At 59.7% G+C, this 18,473-nt stretch carries 15 protein-coding genes; 10 read left to right on the forward strand and 5 right to left on the reverse strand.

The window, feature by feature from the left end; translation table 11 throughout:
- Nucleotides 1–10: 10 nt before the first annotated feature.
- Nucleotides 11–616: a TetR/AcrR family transcriptional regulator gene (locus tag L6D74_RS15195; protein WP_007959290.1), complete on the reverse strand. Its 606-nt coding sequence runs from the start codon at nt 614–616 to the stop codon at nt 11–13.
- A 134-nt stretch (nt 617–750) separates the two neighbouring features.
- Between L6D74_RS15195 and L6D74_RS15200 the strand changes: the two genes are divergently transcribed.
- Complete coding sequence (locus tag L6D74_RS15200; protein ID WP_085611503.1) at nt 751–1,665, forward strand: DUF808 domain-containing protein; 915 nt, start codon at nt 751–753, stop codon at nt 1,663–1,665.
- Between the two features lie 64 nt (nt 1,666–1,729).
- Here L6D74_RS15200 and L6D74_RS15205 read toward each other — a convergent pair whose 3' ends face one another.
- Both L6D74_RS15205 and L6D74_RS15210 read right to left on the reverse strand, forming a co-directional pair.
- Entirely contained in the window at nt 1,730–2,518 is a 789-nt protein-coding gene (locus tag L6D74_RS15205; protein ID WP_236189678.1) for an MlaA family lipoprotein, read from the reverse strand.
- Complete coding sequence (locus tag L6D74_RS15210; RefSeq protein ID WP_085611502.1) at nt 2,511–3,809, reverse strand: serine/threonine protein kinase; 1,299 nt, start codon at nt 3,807–3,809, stop codon at nt 2,511–2,513. Before L6D74_RS15210 ends, L6D74_RS15205 begins: the two co-directional genes overlap by 8 nt.
- 223 nt (nt 3,810–4,032) lie before the next feature.
- Between L6D74_RS15210 and L6D74_RS15215 the strand changes: the two genes are divergently transcribed.
- Complete coding sequence (locus L6D74_RS15215) at nt 4,033–4,401, forward strand: hypothetical protein (RefSeq protein ID WP_064594465.1); 369 nt, start codon at nt 4,033–4,035, stop codon at nt 4,399–4,401.
- Nucleotides 4,402–4,523: 122 nt separating this feature from the next.
- On the opposite strand, the gene L6D74_RS15220 is transcribed toward L6D74_RS15215, so the two are convergent.
- Entirely contained in the window at nt 4,524–6,119 is a 1,596-nt protein-coding gene (locus L6D74_RS15220; protein ID WP_236189679.1) for a glycoside hydrolase family 17 protein, read from the reverse strand.
- A 287-nt stretch (nt 6,120–6,406) separates the two neighbouring features.
- On the opposite strand from L6D74_RS15220, the gene L6D74_RS15225 reads away from it, so the two are divergent.
- From L6D74_RS15225 to L6D74_RS15235, 3 genes are all read left to right on the forward strand, one after another.
- A complete protein-coding gene (locus tag L6D74_RS15225; RefSeq protein ID WP_064594471.1) occupies nt 6,407–7,258 on the forward strand; it encodes a glycine betaine ABC transporter substrate-binding protein in 852 nt (283 codons plus the stop codon).
- A gap of 230 nt (nt 7,259–7,488) precedes the next feature.
- Nucleotides 7,489–7,800 (forward strand): DUF485 domain-containing protein, encoded by a 312-nt coding sequence (locus L6D74_RS15230; RefSeq protein WP_011333111.1) that lies wholly within the window; start codon nt 7,489–7,491, stop codon nt 7,798–7,800.
- The gene (locus tag L6D74_RS15235) at nt 7,797–9,455 is read left to right on the forward strand and encodes a cation acetate symporter (protein ID WP_074687559.1); all 1,659 of its coding nucleotides are present in this window, start codon (nt 7,797–7,799) and stop codon (nt 9,453–9,455) included. The genes L6D74_RS15230 and L6D74_RS15235 overlap by 4 nt, the downstream gene beginning before the upstream one ends.
- Nucleotides 9,456–10,488: 1,033 nt before the next feature.
- On the opposite strand, the gene gltA is transcribed toward L6D74_RS15235, so the two are convergent.
- The gene (gene gltA, locus L6D74_RS15240; protein ID WP_007959044.1) at nt 10,489–11,778 is read right to left on the reverse strand and encodes a citrate synthase; all 1,290 of its coding nucleotides are present in this window, start codon (nt 11,776–11,778) and stop codon (nt 10,489–10,491) included.
- A 364-nt stretch (nt 11,779–12,142) separates the two neighbouring features.
- On the opposite strand from gltA, the gene sdhC reads away from it, so the two are divergent.
- The 5 genes from sdhC to L6D74_RS15265 all read left to right on the forward strand — a co-directional run bounded on the left by sdhC (nt 12,143) and on the right by L6D74_RS15265 (nt 18,456).
- Nucleotides 12,143–12,517, forward strand: coding sequence for a succinate dehydrogenase, cytochrome b556 subunit (sdhC, locus tag L6D74_RS15245; RefSeq protein ID WP_011333113.1), 375 nt, complete (start codon nt 12,143–12,145; stop codon nt 12,515–12,517).
- Nucleotides 12,511–12,879, forward strand: a complete 369-nt coding sequence (gene sdhD / locus L6D74_RS15250; protein ID WP_007977503.1) for a succinate dehydrogenase, hydrophobic membrane anchor protein — start codon at nt 12,511–12,513, stop codon at nt 12,877–12,879. The genes sdhC and sdhD overlap by 7 nt, the downstream gene beginning before the upstream one ends.
- Nucleotides 12,880–12,882: 3 nt before the next feature.
- A complete protein-coding gene (gene sdhA / locus L6D74_RS15255) occupies nt 12,883–14,655 on the forward strand; it encodes a succinate dehydrogenase flavoprotein subunit (protein WP_236189681.1) in 1,773 nt (590 codons plus the stop codon).
- A gap of 11 nt (nt 14,656–14,666) precedes the next feature.
- Entirely contained in the window at nt 14,667–15,371 is a 705-nt protein-coding gene (locus tag L6D74_RS15260; protein WP_007959035.1) for a succinate dehydrogenase iron-sulfur subunit, read from the forward strand.
- A gap of 253 nt (nt 15,372–15,624) precedes the next feature.
- A complete protein-coding gene (locus L6D74_RS15265; protein WP_039769786.1) occupies nt 15,625–18,456 on the forward strand; it encodes a 2-oxoglutarate dehydrogenase E1 component in 2,832 nt (943 codons plus the stop codon).
- The last annotated feature ends 17 nt before the right edge of the window (nt 18,457–18,473 follow it).

Raw genomic sequence — 18,473 nt, forward strand, 5'->3', positions numbered from 1 at the left:
GCCGGAGATTTCAGTCCGGCTCGCAGCCCTTGAGCACCAACCGGATGATGGTTTGTGCTGCGGCTTCATAGTCGGCTTCGTCGAGCTTGTCCTTGCCGGTTACGGCGGAGATCTGCCAGTCGAAGTCGGCGTAGGTCTGGGTCGCGGCCCAGATGCTGAACATCAGGTGGTTGGGGTCGATCGGGGCGATCTGGCCGCGGTCGATCCAGGTCTGGATGCAGTCGATGTTGTGCTTGGCCTGGCCGTTGAGCTGCTCGACCAGGTCGGCGCTCAGGTGCGGGGCGCCGTGCATGATTTCGCTGGCGAACACCTTGGAGGCGAAGGGCAGGTCGCGGGAGATGCGGATCTTCGAGCGGATGTAGCCGCTCAGCACTTCGCTCGGTACGCCGTCCGGATTGAACGGGGTCGAGGCCTGCAGGATCGGCACGATGATACTTTCCAGCACCTCGCGGTAGAGGTTTTCCTTGGACTTGAAGTAGTAATAGACGTTGGGCTTGGGCAGTCCTGCCTTGGCGGCGATGTCGCTGGTTTTGGTCGCAGCGAAGCCCTTGTCGGCAAACTCTTCACTGGCTGCACGCAGGATCAGTTCTTTGTTGCGCTCGCGGATTGTGCTCATAAACCCGGTGGTTCCTTGCCTGTTCTGGCGGTTGCGCATGGTAGCACCGGCCTCGCGCGGCGCTCAACAATGCCCCGTGTGGCCCGCAGTCGCGGTATGCTGCGCGGCATTATTCACATAAGGAAACATGATTCATGGCAGGAAGCAGTTTGCTGGTGCTGATCGACGACATCGCTACCGTTCTGGACGACGTTGCGTTGATGACCAAAATGGCTGCCAAGAAGACCGCCGGCGTGCTCGGCGACGACTTGGCGCTCAACGCCCAGCAAGTCTCCGGCGTACGCGCGGAGCGGGAAATCCCGGTGGTCTGGGCGGTGGCCAAGGGCTCGTTCGTCAACAAACTGATCCTGGTGCCGTCGGCGCTGGCGATCAGTGCGTTCGTGCCGTGGCTGGTGACGCCACTGTTGATGGTCGGTGGCGCCTACCTGTGTTTCGAAGGTTTCGAAAAACTCGCGCACAAGTTCCTGCACAGCAAGGCCGAAGACGAGGCCGAGCATGCGCAACTGGTCGACGCCGTGGCCGATCCTGCCACCGATCTGGTGGCCTACGAGAAGGACAAGATCAAGGGCGCGATCCGCACCGACTTCATCCTCTCGGCGGAAATTATCGCCATCACCCTCGGCACCGTGGCCGATGCTTCGCTGACCCAGCAAGTGATCGTGATGTCGGGCATCGCCATTGTCATGACCGTGGGCGTTTACGGCCTGGTGGCCGGTATCGTCAAACTCGATGATCTCGGTCTGTGGCTGACTCAGAAACCCGGGCAGATGGCCAAAAGTATCGGCAACGGCATCCTGCGCGCTGCGCCGTACATGATGAAAAGCCTGTCGGTAATCGGCACGGCGGCGATGTTTCTGGTCGGTGGCGGCATCCTGACCCACGGTGTGCCGGTGGTGCATCACTGGATCGAAAGCGTCGGCGCAGCGGCCGGTGGCGCCGGGTTCGTGGTGCCGATGCTGTTGAACGGCGTGGCGGGGATCATCGCGGGTGCGGTGGTGCTGGCGGGCGTGTCCGTGATCGGCAAAGTCTGGAAATCGCTGAAGGGTTGAATCCTGAGGCAAACAAAAAGGCCATTCGACTCGCATCGAATGGCCTTTTTTGTGGCTGGCGTTTTTACTCGGCGATCTGCAACTTGCGCGACTCGGTGTAGACGTAGCGCACCTTCTCGTACTCGAACGGTGAGTTCAGCTGCCCATAGCGGAAGCTGGTCTGGTAGCGCTTGTCGACGCCACGCAGTGCCCAGACTTCCGGGTGGTTGGAGCTGACTTCCGAGACATTGAGGAAGTTGATCGCGGACTCGGCGGTGTAGTCCACGGCGAGACCTGCGGTATCGCGCAGGTTCGACGGGCCGAGGATCGGCAGCACGAAATAGGCGCCGCCCGGTACGCCGTAGAAGCCCAGGGTCTGGCCGAAGTCTTCGCTCTGGCGCGGCAGGCCCATGGCGGTAGCCGGGTCCCAGAGTCCGGCGATGCCGATGGTGGTGTTGAGCAGCAGGCGCGCGGTGGTTTCCATCGAGCGCTTGCCCTTGAACTGCAACAGGCTGTTGACCAGGTTCGGCACGTCGCCAATGTTGTTGAAGAAGTTGCTCACGCCGGTGCGCACGAAGCTCGGGGTGATGTAGCGATAGCCATCGACCACCGGCAGGAACACCCATTGGTCGAAGCGGTAGTTGAAGTGGTAGACGCGGCGGTTCCACTCTTCCAGCGGGTCATAGACGTTCAGCGCGCTGAGGGTCGAGCGCTCGAACTCGCGCTGATCCAGCCCCGGGTTGAACTTGAGTTTGGACAGCGGCTCCTTGAAACCGTCGCTGTCGATGACCACCGGTGCATTGGCTTTGCTGTTGTCGGCCTGGGCCATACCTGCACTGAGGAGCGCTGCAATCAGCAGGAGATATTTAGCCACGGAAGAACTCCAGCATGGCGTCGCTGTTGACGCGGTAGTTAAGGTTGCCGCAATGGCCGCCCAGCGGGTAAACGGTCAGGCGATCGCCGAAGGTCCGGCGCAGGAAGCCGAGGTCGCCCGGGCCGAGGATCACGTCGTCGGCGTTGTGCATGACGGCGATTTTCGGGCTGTCGTGCAGGTAATCCTTCAACGCATACAGGCTGACCTGATCGATCAGTTGCAGCAGGCTGCCGCCGTCGGTGCGGGCGCGCCACATCGGGATCACCTGTTCGGTGAGGTAGCAGTCGAAGTCGCATTGCAGCGCACGCTTGAGGAACGGCGTGAGGCTGGTGCCTTCGGTGATCGGGAATTTGGGCGGGGTGATCAGGCCGCGACGGTTGATCAGGTCCGACGTGAACGCAATATCGGCTGCCGAGAAGCGGAAGGAGGTGCCGATCAGCATCGCCATCTGCTCGTTGCTCAGGTGCTGCTTGGACTGCTGAAAGTCGTAGAGCAGCGCATCGTTGAGGTCGATGTAGCCCTTCTGCTGGAAGTAGCGGGTCAGTTTGTTCAGCACCAGTTCATAGAAAGTAGTGCTGTTGTTGATGCCCTTGACCTCGGTCTGCACCAGCTTGTCGAGGTTGGTGATCGAGGTGTAGAGGTTGACCGGCGGATTCAGCAGCAGGACTTTCTTGAAGTTGAAGCTGCGACGGGTTTCATCCAGATGCGCCACGAAGGCCGCGTCCAGGGCGCCGAGGCTGTAGCCGCTGAGGTAATAGTCGGTGACCGGCAGTTTCGGGTTCTGCGCCCGCACGGCCTGCATCACCCGGTACATGTCTTCGGCGTCTTCCTTGGTCACGCCGGGGGTGGCGAAACGCGAGGCGGCGCTCATGAAGTCGAAGCTGGTCGGCGAGGACAACTGCACCACGTGGTAGCCGGCCTTGTAATAAAGCTTCTTCAGGTACTCGTTGAGCGTGCTGTCGTAGCGCGCGCCGGTGCCGGCGATCAGGAAGATCAGCGGCGCGGCCTTGTCCTGAGTGGCGATGCGATAGGTGAGTTTTTTCACCGGCCAGAAATTGTCCGGCAGGATGAATTCCCGCTCGGGGCGCAGGGTGACGCTGCGATCGGCCTGATCGATGTCGTCGTCCAGTGGCAGTTCCGGGCGCAAGTCCGGCGGCGTGGTGGCGATGGTCGCCTCGAACGGGTTGGTCAGGGGATAGCCATAGCTGGCGGCGTCGATATCCACCGCCAGCGCGGACGCACTCAGAATAAGGCCGCCAAACAGGGCGGCGAAGCGCAAGGAACGGAGCATGACTGGATCCCTTAGAGGAAGGTGCCGAATGAAGTTCGCAGGCTATGACCACCGGGTTTGCGTCAAAGTGCCATGCCACGGCACCAAACTGACAGAATTCGGAGTAATAGTAGCCGGACGATACACTTTGCAAGGAAGGAATGACCAGCTAAGAGTTGTTAGTCCTTGCGTATGCGCGGCGGCAGATTAAGCTGGCCGCCGATTTCGTCGATTGGAGTGTTCCATGTCCCGCCGCTTGCCCGTGATTCTGCTGCTCGTTCTGTTGCCGTTGTGGCTGGCTGCCAGTTATGGCGCGCGTTATGGCTTCATGGAGGACGCGCAGTGGGTGGGCATCTGCGTGGATGAGGCGAGCCGCTGGGAATGCTCGGTGCGCTCGAACCTGGGCCTGATGATTCATTTCCAGCTGCTGGGCTGGGCGGCGGTCGCTGCAGCCGTGCTCGGTTTTGTCGTGCCGGGCCGGGCAGGGTGGTGGCTGGCGGTGCTGGCGCTGGTGTTCGGGTTGCCGGCGCTGGCGCTGTACAACACGACGCTGGCGGTATTTGCGGTGGTGATTGCCGGGTTGCGACTGGTTAGAGAGTCTCGCGGCGTCTGACAGTCAGCCATCGCTGGCAAGCCAGCTCCCACACTTGATCTATGTCGACACCGAACCTGTGGCAGACAGGAATCCTGTGGCAGCTGGCTTGCCAGCGAAGAGGCCGGTACAGCCTTTGAAGATCAGCCTTTGCGAACCCGCAGGCAGCGCCACAACGCAGCCACCAGCAACACGCTGACCAGCGCCCAGCCCCACGCCTGCTGATTCTGCAATCCTTCACGGAACAGCTGCGGCGCAATGCCCGCGCCGATGATGAAGGTCAGCAGGGCGATCTCCCGACGGGCCACGCTGACCGGGCGGCACAGGTAAACCAGCGCCGGCAGAATGAAGGCCATGCTCGGAAAACTGCGATAACGCGGATCGAACACCAGCTCGAGCATCATCACGGCAGCGGCGAAACCGGCTGCCGCCACCAGCCAGCCGGCCCGTCGCTCGAAAGCGTTGAACGCCTGTTCACGCCAGCCATTGCGGGCGCTCAAGGTCAGCGCGGCATGGGCCAGCACCAACAGATTCAGGATCGTCAGCAAGCCGACCCACAGCCATTCGCTGGCAAACCGCGTGGTCACCCGCGCCAGATCGCCCCAGGCGCCGATCGAGCAGGCGGCGAGGGCGCCGAGCAGCGGCAGGATCAGTGCCGAACGCGTCGTACGAACCCGACCGCCCAGCAGCAATGTGCCGAGGAAGATCACTCCGCCGACCGCCAGCCACTGCGACCAGTACGGCACATTCGATACTGGCCCGGCCAACACGCCCTTGTCCTGGCGGTCCGCATCGAACAGCCCCCAGTAACCACCGACCGCGCCTTCGCTGCCGCGCTTCCACGGCTGGTCGAACGCTTCGATCAGGTTGTAGCGCCAGCCTTCCTGTTCGGCGAGGGTGACAAAACCACGAATGAACTTGGCTTCGTTGACCCGGCTCGGCAGGGCGGTCTCCCGCTGTCGGCCTTCGCTCGGCCAGCCGGTTTCGCCAATCATCACGTCTTTGGGCGCGAACTTGTTGCCGAACACCTGACGCACTTGCGCCACATGATGCAACGCGGCGTCGATGTTCGACGGATCGTCTTCCCAGTACGGCAGCAAATGTATGGTCAGGAAATCCACCGCCGGCGCGACTTCCGGGTGCTTGAGCCAGAACTCCCAGACATCCGCGTAGGTGACTGGTTGCTTGATATGGCTCTTGACCTTGTTGATCAGCTTCGCCAGTTGCGCACCGGTGACTTCCTTGCGCAGCAAGGCTTCGTTGCCGACGATCACGGCGCTGACCACGTCCGGGTTGGCGTTGGCCGAGGCAATCAGCAAGTCGACTTCCTTCTCGGTGTCGACCGGATTGCTGTTGACCCACGCGCCGATCATCAACTTCAAACCATGTTTGCGCGCCAGATCCGGCAGCGCTTCGAGGCCGGTCATGGAATAGGTGCGGATGCATTCGAAGCGGGTGGCAAGCAGGGCGAGGTCGGCGTCCATGCGCTCCGGGCGCAGTTTGAACGGCACGTCGAACGGCGACTGGTCTTTATCGAACGGGGTGTAGGAGGCGCATTGCAACTTGTGGGTCGGGGTGGCGACGTCCGGCAGGATCACCGGTTTGCCGAGGCCGTACCAGAAGCCGCACAGGGCAAACAGCCCGAGCAGGCAGGCGAACAGATAGGGAAGAAAGGGGAAACGGGAAGTCGCGGACATGGTCAGGCCGAGTGGCTGCAAAGCGACGCATGTTACCTGCATTTATAAGCAGGTTGGTGGCCCGCACGATTTTGACATGCAAAGTTCGGGCGGATTGTCTGGCGCCAAATATCCGGACTCAGTTAATGGCTTTCTGATGTCGTTTCTCGTTGCTTCGAGGTCGCTGGCAGAGCAGGTCTTAACGGGCGTCAGGTTGATGATCGGACTCATCAGTACTCCGCTGATGTTCGAACGAGTTCGCGAACGGGCGTGATGGGGGCGCCGAGCACCATAACAACACGTTGACGATGCCCGGCATCCGTCGGGCGCAGCATTTCGGGGAAGTAACGATGAAGATGCGACGACTTTTAGGCGCAGGTGCCGCTCTGGTACTTGCGATGGGCTCCACTTTCGCCAGCGCTGAAAAACAGACCCTGAACATCGGTTACGTTGACGGCTGGTCCGACAGCGTCGCGACCACCCACGTGGCGGCCGAAGTGATCAAGCAGAAACTTGGCTACGACGTGAAACTGCAGGCCGTCGCCACCGGCATCATGTGGCAGGGCGTTGCCACCGGCAAACTCGACGCCATGCTCTCGGCCTGGCTGCCCGTGACCCACGGCGAATACTGGACCAAGAACAAGGATCAGGTCGTCGATTACGGCCCGAACTTCAAGGACGCGAAAATCGGTCTGATCGTGCCGGAGTACGTCAAGGCCAAGACCATCGAAGACCTGAAAACCGACGACTCCTTCAAGAAACGCATCGTTGGCATCGACGCCGGTTCAGGCGTGATGCTCAAGACTGATCAGGCGATCAAGGATTACGACCTGACCGGCTACCAACTCAAGGCCAGTTCCGGCGCCGGCATGATTGCCGAGCTGACCCGCGCCGAGAAGAAAAACGAATCCATCGCCGTTACCGGCTGGGTGCCGCACTGGATGTTCGCCAAGTGGAAACTGCGCTTCCTCGACGACCCGAAAGGCGTGTACGGCGCGGCTGAAACCGTGAACAGCATCGGCAGCAAGGAACTGGCGACCAAGGCGCCGGAAGTGGCCAAGTTCCTGAAGAACTTCCAGTGGGCTTCGAAGGACGAAATCGGCGAAGTCATGCTGGCGATTCAGGACGGTGCAAAACCTGACGCAGCGGCCAAGGATTGGGTTGCCAAGCACCCTGAGCGTGTTGCCGACTGGACCAAGTGATTTAAGCCGAAGCGTCTAATCTGCGCTTCCCAGGGTCGCCCGACATGACAGTCGGGCGGCCTTTTTTGTTTGTCCTCTATTAATAGGCAGGGGGGGCGGTTTTCGGCTCGTCTGGAAATTGGCAAAAACGTCATGGCGTTCTACTACTAAGGTCGTCTGGAACCCGGCTCGCAGCCGCATACAGTGGATACGTTCCAAAAATAAAAATCTGTGCTGCGAGGATAAAAACAATGAACGACAGCATTTACCTCTCGATTCAGAACAGCCCGCGCTTCAAGGAGCTGGTCAAGAAAAGAGAAAGGTTCGCCTGGATACTCTCGGCGATCATGCTCGGGCTCTACTCCGGCTTCATCCTTCTGATCGCGTACGGGCCGCAAGTGCTCGGGACGAAAATCAGCCCCGAATCATCCATCACCTGGGGCATCCCGATCGGTGTCGGACTGATTGTCTCGGCCTTCATCCTGACCGGCATCTATGTGCGCCGCGCCAATGGCGAGTTCGACGACCTGAACAACGCGATTCTCAAGGAGGCTCAGCAATGATCCGGCGTCTACTGGCTCTTTTGAGCATCGCAGCGTTTGCTCCAGCCGTCTGGGCCGCTGACGCCCTGACCGGCGAAGTCCACAAACAACCGCTCAACGTTTCCGCGATCGTCATGTTCGTGGCGTTCGTTGGCGCAACCCTGTGCATCACTTACTGGGCGTCCAAGCGCAACAACTCGGCGGCCGACTACTATGCGGCGGGCGGCAAGATCACCGGGTTCCAGAACGGTCTGGCGATTGCCGGTGACTACATGTCGGCGGCGTCCTTCCTGGGGATTTCCGCGCTGGTGTTCACCTCCGGCTACGACGGCCTGATCTACTCGATCGGCTTCCTGGTGGGCTGGCCGATCATTCTGTTCCTGATCGCCGAGCGCCTGCGTAACCTGGGCAAATACACCTTTGCCGACGTGGCGTCCTACCGCCTCGGGCAAACCCAGATCCGCACCCTGTCTGCCTGCGGTTCGCTGGTGGTGGTGGCGTTCTACCTGATCGCGCAAATGGTCGGTGCCGGCAAGCTGATCCAGCTGCTGTTCGGTCTCGACTACCACGTTGCGGTGATTCTGGTCGGTATCCTGATGTGCATGTACGTGCTGTTCGGCGGCATGCTGGCGACCACCTGGGTGCAGATCATCAAGGCGGTGCTGTTGCTGTCCGGTGCCTCGTTCATGGCGCTGATGGTGATGAAGCACGTCAACTTCGACTTCAACACCCTGTTCTCCGAAGCGATCAAGGTTCACGCCAAGGGCGAAGCGATCATGAGCCCGGGCGGCTTGGTAAAAGACCCGATCTCGGCGTTCTCCCTGGGTCTGGCACTGATGTTCGGTACCGCCGGCCTGCCGCACATCCTGATGCGCTTCTTCACCGTTAGCGACGCGAAAGAAGCCCGCAAGAGCGTGCTGTACGCGACCGGTTTCATTGGCTACTTCTACATCCTGACCTTCATCATCGGCTTCGGCGCGATCCTGCTGGTCAGCACCAATCCGGCCTTTAAAGATGCAGCGGGCGCTCTGCTCGGCGGCAACAACATGGCGGCGGTGCACCTGGCCAACGCCGTGGGCGGCAGCGTGTTCCTCGGCTTTATCTCGGCGGTGGCGTTCGCGACCATTCTGGCAGTAGTGGCCGGCCTGACCCTGGCCGGTGCTTCGGCGGTGTCTCACGACCTGTACGCCAGCGTGATCAAGAAGGGCAAGGCCAACGAGAAGGATGAAATCCGAGTTTCGAAGATCACCACCATCGCACTGGGCGTTCTGGCCATCGGCCTCGGCATCCTGTTCGAAAGCCAGAACATCGCGTTCATGGTTGGTCTGGCGTTCTCCATCGCGGCGAGCTGCAACTTCCCGGTACTGCTGCTTTCGATGTACTGGAAGAAACTGACCACCCGTGGCGCCATGATTGGCGGCTGGCTGGGGCTGGTGAGTGCGGTGGGTCTGATGATTCTTGGCCCGACCATCTGGGTGCAGATTCTGCATCACGAGAAGGCGATCTTCCCTTATGAGTATCCTGCGTTGTTCTCGATGATCATTGCGTTTATCGGGATCTGGTTCTTCTCGATCACCGATAAGTCGGTGGCGGCAGAGAACGAGCGTGCGGCGTTCTTCCCGCAGTTTGTGCGTTCGCAGACTGGGTTGGGGGCTAGTGGGGCGGTTTCGCACTGAGGCTTTCAGGTTGAATATGTAGGTTGAGTTGGATGGAAATGCCCTGGTCGAGAGATTGGGGCATTTTTTTTTGTGGGCGGTTATCGGATGTTCTTGGGGATTGGGTGTATATCCGTTGCTGCGGTAACGGCTTCTTGGGGTTCCGCCCTTACGGCGGGTCACTTTTGGCAAACGCCCCAAAAGTAACCAAAAGGTCTCTAACCCTGACGTACGGCCCCTCGCTGAGGCTCGGGGTTCCTTCGCTCCGGGATTGATCCGGGGGCATCGCCTACGGTTTGCTTCGCTGCACCTCCTCTCGATGCATGCGGCTGCGCCGCACGGTCGCTGCGCTCCCACCCCCGGATCAATCCCTCCACTCAGCCTGCCGACGGGCCCTGCGATCAAAAGCGGTACTCGAGCTAACGCTCATCGTTTTGAGTGGGGAGGAGCGGGGCGTGTTCGGCTTTGGTTTTGTGGTGGGTTTACCCACCCCAGCCATCTCCCCGAGGAGAGGGAGCCGATTTTTGTGCTTTTCAAAGCCTGAGCTCAACGCGGTATCGCACGTCGGCGAACCTCTCCCAAACACCTCGTTCAGTTCCCTCTCCCTCCGGGAGAGGGCTAGGGTGAGGGGCTCTTGATCTGGCTCTTGATCTGCTTTTGATCTCAAGCCCCTTCGGCAGGCCGAGCGGAGGTGTCCATCAGGGGGTAGGCGCGCAGCGCCGTGCGGCGAAGCCGCATACATCGAGAGGAGGTGCAGCGAAGCAAACCGTAGGCGATGCCCCCTGATGGACACCGTAGCGAGGGAACACTGAGCCTAGGCGAAGTGCCGTACGCCGGGGCGTAGACTTTTTGGTTACTTTTGAGGCGTTTGTCAAAAGTGACTCGCTGTAAGAGCGAAACCGCCAGCGGCAGCTCCCGAAGCAACGGATATACACCCAATCAACAAAAAAATAGTCGGCCCAGAGGCCGCTGAGATGCCCAAAACGAAAAACGGCCCCCATTCTCATGGAGGCCGTTCCCGGTACAACGCTAAGACGCTATCGCAAGACAGCCCTTATTTGCGGTCTTCCAGCTTGGTGATATCCCGCGACTCATAACCCGTGTAAAGCTGACGCGGACGGCCAATCTTGTACGGGCTTGAGAGCATTTCCTTCCAGTGCGAGATCCAGCCGACAGTACGTGCCAGGGCGAAAATCACAGTGAACATGCTGGTCGGAATGCCGATCGCCTTGAGGATGATCCCCGAGTAGAAGTCGACGTTCGGATACAGCGAGCGCTCGATGAAGTACGGGTCGGTCAGAGCGATCTCTTCCAGGCGCATGGCCAGTTCGAGTTGTGGATCGTTCTGGATGCCCAGTTCCTTCAACACTTCGTCGCAGGTCTGCTTCATTACAGTCGCGCGAGGGTCGCGGTTCTTGTAGACGCGGTGACCGAAGCCCATCAGCTTGAACGGATCGTTCTTGTCCTTGGCCTTGGCGATGAACTTGTCGATGTTCGAGACATCGCCGATTTCATCGAGCATGGTCAGCACGGCTTCGTTCGCGCCGCCGTGGGCAGGGCCCCACAGTGCGGCGATGCCGGCGGCGATACAGGCGAACGGGTTGGCACCCGAAGAGCCCGCCAGACGCACGGTGGAGGTCGAAGCGTTCTGCTCGTGGTCGGCGTGGAGGATGAAGATCCGATCCATGGCCTTGGCGAGTACCGGGCTGATCGGTTTGATCTCGCACGGGGTGTTGAACATCATGTGCAGGAAGTTTTCCGCGTACGACAGGTCGTTGCGCGGGTACATCATGGGTTGGCCCATGGAGTACTTGTAAACCATCGCGGCCAGGGTCGGCATCTTGGCAACCAGGCGGATCGCGGAGATTTCGCGATGCTGCGGGTTATTGATGTCGAGGGAGTCGTGGTAGAAGGCCGAGAGGGCGCCGACTACGCCACACATGACGGCCATCGGGTGGGCGTCACGGCGGAAGCCGTTGAAGAAGGTTTTCAGCTGCTCGTGAACCATGGTGTGGTTCTTCACGGTGCCGACGAACTGGGCCTTCTGTTCTGCGGTCGGCAGTTCGCCGTTCAGCAGCAGGTAGCAGGTTTCCAGGTAGTCCGACTTTTCAGCCAGCTGTTCGATCGGGTAGCCGCGGTGCAGCAGGATGCCGTTGTCGCCGTCGATATAGGTGATCTTCGATTCGCAGGAAGCGGTCGACATGAAACCGGGGTCGAAAGTGAAGCGGCCCGTGGCCGTCAGGCCCCGAACATCGATAACATCGGGACCAACGGTGCCGGTTAAAATGGGCAGCTCGACGGGGGCTGCGCCCTCGATGATCAACTGCGCTTTTTTGTCAGCCATGTGGCCTCCTATTTATGCTTGAAATCATCAGACAGACCCCCCACGCAGGGCCCGCACCACTATAGTGAGATAAATTCGAATGTCAATTTGCCTAAAGTCTTGCTCCAGAAGGCTTTAACCGTACTTTTTCCTCGAAATTGCCTGCCATTTACGCCTTTTATACGACTTGTGCAATCCGCTATTGGGGGTAGGCGATTGCGTTGTCATTAGTAGCCTAACTGTCTATACTCGGCGACCGACCGCCAAGGGCTTTTGGGCTTGCTTTCATTGGGGGTCGCATCCCTGGGTGGTGGTTACCTGACCAGTGCACTCCCCAACAACTTTGCCCTGATTGTTAGGGGCTCTTCAGTGTGAAAAAAAAGCCGTGAAAAGCCAACGACCTGTAAACCTAGACCTAAGGACCATCAAACTCCCCATCACCGGCGTTACGTCGTTTCTTCACCGTGTTTCCGGCATCATCCTCTTCCTGGGCCTTGGCATCATGCTTTATGCATTGGGCAAATCCCTGGGTTCCGAGGAAGGTTATGTCGAGGTGAAGGCATGCTTGACCAGCCCGCTGGCCAAGTTCGTAGCATGGGGCCTCCTGTCCGCTCTTCTGTATCACCTGGTTGCCGGTGTGCGCCACTTGATCATGGACATGGGCATCGGTGAGACGCTGGAAGGCGGCCGCCTGGGCTCGAAACTGATCATCGCCGTTTCCGTGGTGCTGATCGTTCTGGCAGGAGTTTGGATATGGTAACCAGCGTTACAAACCTTTCGCGTTCGGGCCTCTATGACTGGATGGCGCAGCGTGTGTCTGCGGTCGTTCTCGCGGCTTATTTCATCTTCCTGATCGGCTACCTCGCCGCGAACCCGGGCATTGGCTACGACCAATGGCACGGCCTGTTCGCCCACAACGGAATGCGTATCTTCAGTCTGCTGGCACTGGTTGCCCTGGGCGCTCACGCCTGGGTCGGCATGTGGACCATCGCGACCGACTACCTGACGCCAATGGCGCTGGGCAAGTCCGCGACTGCAGTACGTTTCCTTTTCCAGGCAGTATGCGGCGTCGCGATGTTCGCTTACTTCGTCTGGGGTGTGCAGATTCTCTGGGGTATCTGATTCATGGCTAACATTCCAACGATTTCTTTCGACGCCATCATTATTGGTGGCGGCGGTGCTGGCATGCGCGCAGCGCTGCAACTGGCACAGGGCGGTCACAAGACTGCCGTGATCACCAAGGTTTTCCCGACCCGTTCGCACACTGTGTCCGCACAGGGCGGGATCACCTGCGCCATCGCTTCGGCCGACCCGAACGATGACTGGCGCTGGCACATGTACGATACCGTCAAGGGTTCCGACTACATCGGTGACCAGGACGCTATCGAATACATGTGTCAGGAAGGCCCGGCTGCCGTTTTCGAGCTGGACCACATGGGTCTGCCGTTCTCGCGTACCGAGCAAGGCCGTATCTACCAGCGTCCGTTCGGCGGTCAGTCGAAGGATTACGGTAAAGGCGGGCAGGCTGCCCGTACGTGCGCCGCTTCCGACCGTACCGGTCACGCGCTGCTGCACACCCTTTATCAGGGCAACCTGAAAGCCGGTACCACGTTCCTGAACGAGTACTACGCTGTCGACCTGGTGAAAAACCAGGAAGGCGAATTCGTCGGTGTGATCGCGATCTGCATCGAAACCGGCGAAACCACCTATATCCGCGCGAAAGCCACCGTACTGGCTACCGGCGGTGCAGGTCGTATCTATGCATCCACCACCAACGCCCTGATCAACACCGGTGACGGCGTCGGCATGGCTCTGCGTGCTGGCGTGCCGGTACAAGACATCGAAATGTGGCAGTTCCACCCGACCGGCATCGCCGGCGCCGGTGTACTGGTTACCGAAGGTTGCCGTGGTGAAGGTGGTTACCTGATCAACAAGCACGGCGAGCGTTTCATGGAGCGTTATGCTCCGAACGCCAAAGACCTGGCCGGTCGTGACGTGGTTGCCCGTTCGATGGTTAAAGAGATCATCGCCGGTAACGGTTGCGGTCCGAATGGCGACCACGTGATGCTCAAACTCGACCACCTGGGCGAGGAAGTGCTGCACAGCCGTCTGCCAGGCATCTGCGAACTGTCGAAGACTTTCGCACACGTTGACCCGGTGGTTGCTCCGGTTCCGGTTGTTCCGACTTGCCACTACATGATGGGCGGCGTTGCCACCAACATTCATGGCCAGGCGATCACCCAGGACGCCGAAGGCGTGGATCGGATCATTCCTGGTCTGTTCGCGGTAGGTGAAGTGGCTTGCGTATCGGTTCACGGTGCCAACCGTCTGGGCGGCAACTCGCTGCTCGACCTGGTGGTATTCGGCCGCGCTGCCGGCCTGCACCTGGAGAAGGCGCTGACCGATGGCATCGAATACGACGACGCCACCGAAGCCGACATCGAAGCTGCCCTGGCGCGTCTGAACGCCCTGAACAACCGTACCGACGGCGAAGACGTCGCTACCCTGCGTCGCGAGCTGCAAAGCTGTATGCAGAACTACTTCGGTGTATTCCGTACCGGCGAATACATGCAGAAGGGTATTGCCCAGCTGGCTGATCTGCGCAAGCGCATCGCCAACGTGAAGATCAACGACAAGTCGCAGGCGTTCAACACTGCACGTATCGAAGCGCTGGAACTGCAAAACCTGCTGGAAGTGGCTGAAGCTACCGCCATCGCTGCCGAAGTACGTAAAGAGTCCCGCGGCGCTCACGCCCGTGAAGACTTCGAAGACCGTGACGACGAAAACTGGCTGTGCCACACCCTGTACTTCCCGGGTGAGAAACGCGTCGCCAAGCGTGCCGTGAACTTCTCGCCGAAGACTGTTCCGACTTTCGAACCTAAAGTCCGGACTTATTAAGGGTGACCGCCATGTTGCAAGTCAGTGTTTATCGTTACAACCCTGATCAGGACGCTGCGCCGTTCATGCAGGAATTCCAGGTTGATACCGGTGGTAAAGACCTGATGGTGCTGGACGTGCTGGCCCTGATCAAAGAGCAGGACGAAGGTTTCTCCTATCGTCGCTCCTGCCGTGAAGGCGTGTGTGGCTCCGACGGCATGAACATCAACGGCAAGAACGGCCTGGCGTGCATCACGCCGCTGTCCGCTGTCGTCAAAGGTAACAAGCTGATCGTTCGTCCGCTGCCAGGTTTGCCGGTTATCCGTGACCTGGTTGTCGATATGAGCATCTTCTACAAGCAATACGAGAAGGTTAAGCCATTCCTGCAGAACGACACGCCGGCTCCGGCCATCGAGCGTCTGCAGTCCCCTGAAGAGCGTGAAAAGCTCGACGGTCTGTACGAGTGCATCCTGTGCGCCTGCTGCTCGACCTCTTGCCCGTCCTTCTGGTGGAACCCGGACAAGTTCCTGGGTCCAGCTGCCCTGCTGCAAGCGTACCGCTTCCTGGCAGACAGCCGTGACACCAAGACGTCCGAGCGTCTGGCGTCCCTCGATGACCCGTTCAGCGTTTTCCGCTGCCGGGGCATCATGAACTGCGTCAACGTATGTCCGAAAGGCCTGAACCCGACTAAGGCCATCGGTCACATCCGTAACATGCTGCTTTCGAGCGGCGTGTGATTCAGCTGCTGTAACCGCTGTACCCGCAGAGGGCTTAGGCGCGGGCTTCAACCCGCGCCATGGCTATAACCAGAGCAGCAGCCATAAGCTGCGGCTCTTATTTTGAAGAAATGAGACAAGCAGGGGCATCCGGGCTGGTACCCGGACTATCAGTGTGATCCTAAGTGGCTTGTTTTGGTCGCTGCATTCGGACTTCTGCAAGCTTGCTCGGTGTCGGCACCGATGGTGTTCCCCTAACCGAGGGTGACCAAGCATGCAAGAAAGCGTGATGCAGCGCATGTGGAACAGCGCCTACCTTTCAGGTGGAAACGCTGCCTATGTGGAAGAGCTCTACGAGCTCTACCTGCACGACCCTAACGCTGTGCCAGAAGAGTGGCGCACCTACTTTCAGAAGCTGCCTGCCGACGGCAGCTCTGCCACCGATGTTTCGCACTCCACAATTCGCGATCATTTCGTGCTGCTGGCAAAGAACCAGCGCCGCGCCCAACCGGTTTCCGCCGGCAGCGTGAGCAGTGAGCACGAGAAGAAGCAGGTTGAAGTGCTGCGATTGATCCAGGCCTACCGTATGCGTGGCCACCAGGCAGCCCAGCTTGACCCGCTGGGACTGTGGCAGCGTCCTGCACCTGCAGACCTGTCGATCAATCACTACGGCTTGACCAATGCCGATCTTGATACGACCTTCCGTGCCGGCGACCTGTTCATCGGCAAAGAGGAAGCGAGCCTACGCGAAATTCACGAAGCGTTGCAGCAGACATATTGCCGCACCATCGGCGCTGAATTTACGCACATCACCGATTCCGAGCAGCGCCAGTGGTTCCAGCAGCGTCTGGAAAGCGTGCGTGGCCGTCCGGAATATTCCGCGGACATCAAGAGCCACCTGCTCGAGCGCGTGACGGCCGGTGAAGGCCTGGAAAAATACCTGGGTACCAAATACCCGGGCACCAAGCGTTTCGGTCTGGAAGGTGGCGAAAGCCTGATTCCGATGCTCGACGAACTGATCCAGCGTTCCGGCTCGTACGGCACCAAGGAAGTCGTCATCGGCATGGCCCACCGTGGCCGTCTGAACGTACTGGTCAACACCTTCGGCAAGAACCCGCGCGAGCTGTTCGACGAGTTCGAAGGCAAGAAGAAGGTCGAGCTGGGTTCCGGTGACGTCAAATACCACCAGGGCTTCTCGTCCAACGTAATGACCACCGGCGGTGAAGTTCACTTGGCCATGGCGTTCAACCCGTCCCACCTGGAAATCGTTTCCCCGGTGGTCGAGGGTTCGGTTCGCGCCCGTCAGGACCGTCGCAACGATTCGACCGGTGAGAAGGTTCTGCCGATCTCCATCCACGGTGATGCTGCATTCGCCGGTCAAGGCGTGGTCATGGAAACCTTCCAGATGTCGCAGACCCGCGGTTTCAAGACCGGCGGTACCGTGCACATCGTGATCAACAACCAGGTCGGTTTCACCATCAGCAACCCGCTGGACTCGCGTTCCACCGAGTACGCCACCGACGTCGCGAAAATGATCCAGGCGCCGATCCTCCATGTGAATGGTGATGATCCGGAAGCCGTATTGTTCGTGACCCAGCTGGCCATCGACTACCGCATGCAGTTCAAGCGTGACGTGGTGATCGACCTGGTCTGCTACCGTCGTCGCGGCCACAACGAGGCCGACGAGCCAAGCGGCACCCAGCCTCTGATGTATCAGCAGATCACCAAGCAGCGCACCACCCGTGAGCTGTACGCTGATCGTCTGACCCAGGCCGGTGTGCTGGACGCAGAGCGTGTTCAGGCGAAAGTCGACGAATACCGCAACGCGCTGGACAACGGTCTGCACGTCGTGAAATCGCTGGTCAAAGAGCCGAACAAAGAGCTGTTCGTCGACTGGCGTCCGTATCTGGGCCACGCCTGGACCGCGCGTCACGACACTCGCTTCGACCTAAAGACCCTGCAGGAACTGTCCGCCAAGCTGCTGGAAATTCCGGAAGGCTTCGTGGTTCAGCGTCAGGTCGCGAAGATCTACGAAGACCGTCAGAAGATGCAAGCCGGCGGCCTGCCGATCAACTGGGGTTACGCCGAAACCATGGCGTACGCGACCCTGGCGTTCGAAGGTCACCCGATCCGCATGACTGGCCAGGACATCGGCCGCGGTACGTTCTCGCACCGTCACGCTGTGCTGCACAACCAGAAAGATGCCGGTACCTACATTCCGCTCAAGCATCTGTATGAAGGTCAGCCACGCTTCGACCTGTACGACTCGTTCCTGTCGGAAGAAGCCGTACTGGCGTTCGAATACGGTTACTCGACCACCACGCCAAACGCGCTGGTGATCTGGGAAGCCCAGTTCGGCGACTTCGCCAACGGTGCACAGGTCGTTATCGACCAGTTCATCACCAGCGGCGAGCACAAGTGGGGCCGTCTCTGCGGTCTGACCATGCTGCTGCCGCACGGCTACGAAGGTCAGGGCCCTGAGCACAGCTCGGCACGTCTTGAGCGTTACCTGCAGCTGTGCGCCGAGCACAACATTCAGGTGTGCATGCCGACCACCCCGGCCCAGATCTACCACTTGCTGCGCCGTCAGGTGATTCGCCCGCTGCGCAAGCCATTGGTCGTTCTGACTCCAAAGTCGCTGCTGCGCCACAAACTGGCCATTTCGACCCTGGAAGATCTGGCCGAAGGTTCGTTCCAGACCGTTATCCCGGAAATCGATGCCCTGGACCCGAAAAAGGTCGAGCGCGTTGTTCTGTGCAGCGGCAAGGTCTACTACGACCTGCTGGAAAAACGTCGTGCCGAAGGCCGCGAAGATATCGCCATCGTGCGTATCGAGCAGCTGTACCCATTCCCTGAGGACGACTTGAAAGAAGTCCTGGCTCCTTACACCAATGCCAAAGCGGCCGTGTGGTGTCAGGAAGAGCCGATGAACCAGGGCGCCTGGTACTGCAGCCAGCACCACCTGCGTCGCAGCATCAGCAACCTCAACAAATCTCTCGTACTCGAGTACGCGGGCCGTGAGGCTTCTGCTGCCCCAGCATGTGGTTACGCATCGATGCACGCCGAGCAGCAGGAACAACTGCTGCAAGACGCGTTTACCGTTTAACGCCTTCGCGCACCTGA

It is taken from the genome of Pseudomonas pharyngis, assembly GCF_021602345.1.
Taxonomy (GTDB): Bacteria; Pseudomonadota; Gammaproteobacteria; order Pseudomonadales; family Pseudomonadaceae; genus Aquipseudomonas; species Aquipseudomonas pharyngis.

Bases quoted from the DNA above. Each gene is read 5' to 3' on its own strand.
- L6D74_RS15195 (WP_007959290.1), bottom strand. From the start codon at position 616: ATGAGCACAATCCGCGAGCGCAACAAAGAACTGATCCTGCGTGCAGCC.
- L6D74_RS15235 (WP_074687559.1), top strand. From the start codon at position 7,797: ATGATCCGGCGTCTACTGGCTCTTTTGAGCATCGCAGCGTTTGCTCCA.
- gltA (WP_007959044.1), bottom strand. From the start codon at position 11,778: ATGGCTGACAAAAAAGCGCAGTTGATCATCGAGGGCGCAGCCCCCGTC.
- L6D74_RS15260 (WP_007959035.1), top strand. From the start codon at position 14,667: ATGTTGCAAGTCAGTGTTTATCGTTACAACCCTGATCAGGACGCTGCG.
- sdhD (WP_007977503.1), top strand. From the start codon at position 12,511: ATGGTAACCAGCGTTACAAACCTTTCGCGTTCGGGCCTCTATGACTGG.
- L6D74_RS15225 (WP_064594471.1), top strand. From the start codon at position 6,407: ATGAAGATGCGACGACTTTTAGGCGCAGGTGCCGCTCTGGTACTTGCG.
- L6D74_RS15215 (WP_064594465.1), top strand. From the start codon at position 4,033: ATGTCCCGCCGCTTGCCCGTGATTCTGCTGCTCGTTCTGTTGCCGTTG.
- L6D74_RS15230 (WP_011333111.1), top strand. From the start codon at position 7,489: ATGAACGACAGCATTTACCTCTCGATTCAGAACAGCCCGCGCTTCAAG.
- L6D74_RS15210 (WP_085611502.1), bottom strand. From the start codon at position 3,809: ATGCTCCGTTCCTTGCGCTTCGCCGCCCTGTTTGGCGGCCTTATTCTG.
- sdhA (WP_236189681.1), top strand. From the start codon at position 12,883: ATGGCTAACATTCCAACGATTTCTTTCGACGCCATCATTATTGGTGGC.
- L6D74_RS15265 (WP_039769786.1), top strand. From the start codon at position 15,625: ATGCAAGAAAGCGTGATGCAGCGCATGTGGAACAGCGCCTACCTTTCA.
- L6D74_RS15200 (WP_085611503.1), top strand. From the start codon at position 751: ATGGCAGGAAGCAGTTTGCTGGTGCTGATCGACGACATCGCTACCGTT.
- L6D74_RS15220 (WP_236189679.1), bottom strand. From the start codon at position 6,119: ATGCAGGTAACATGCGTCGCTTTGCAGCCACTCGGCCTGACCATGTCC.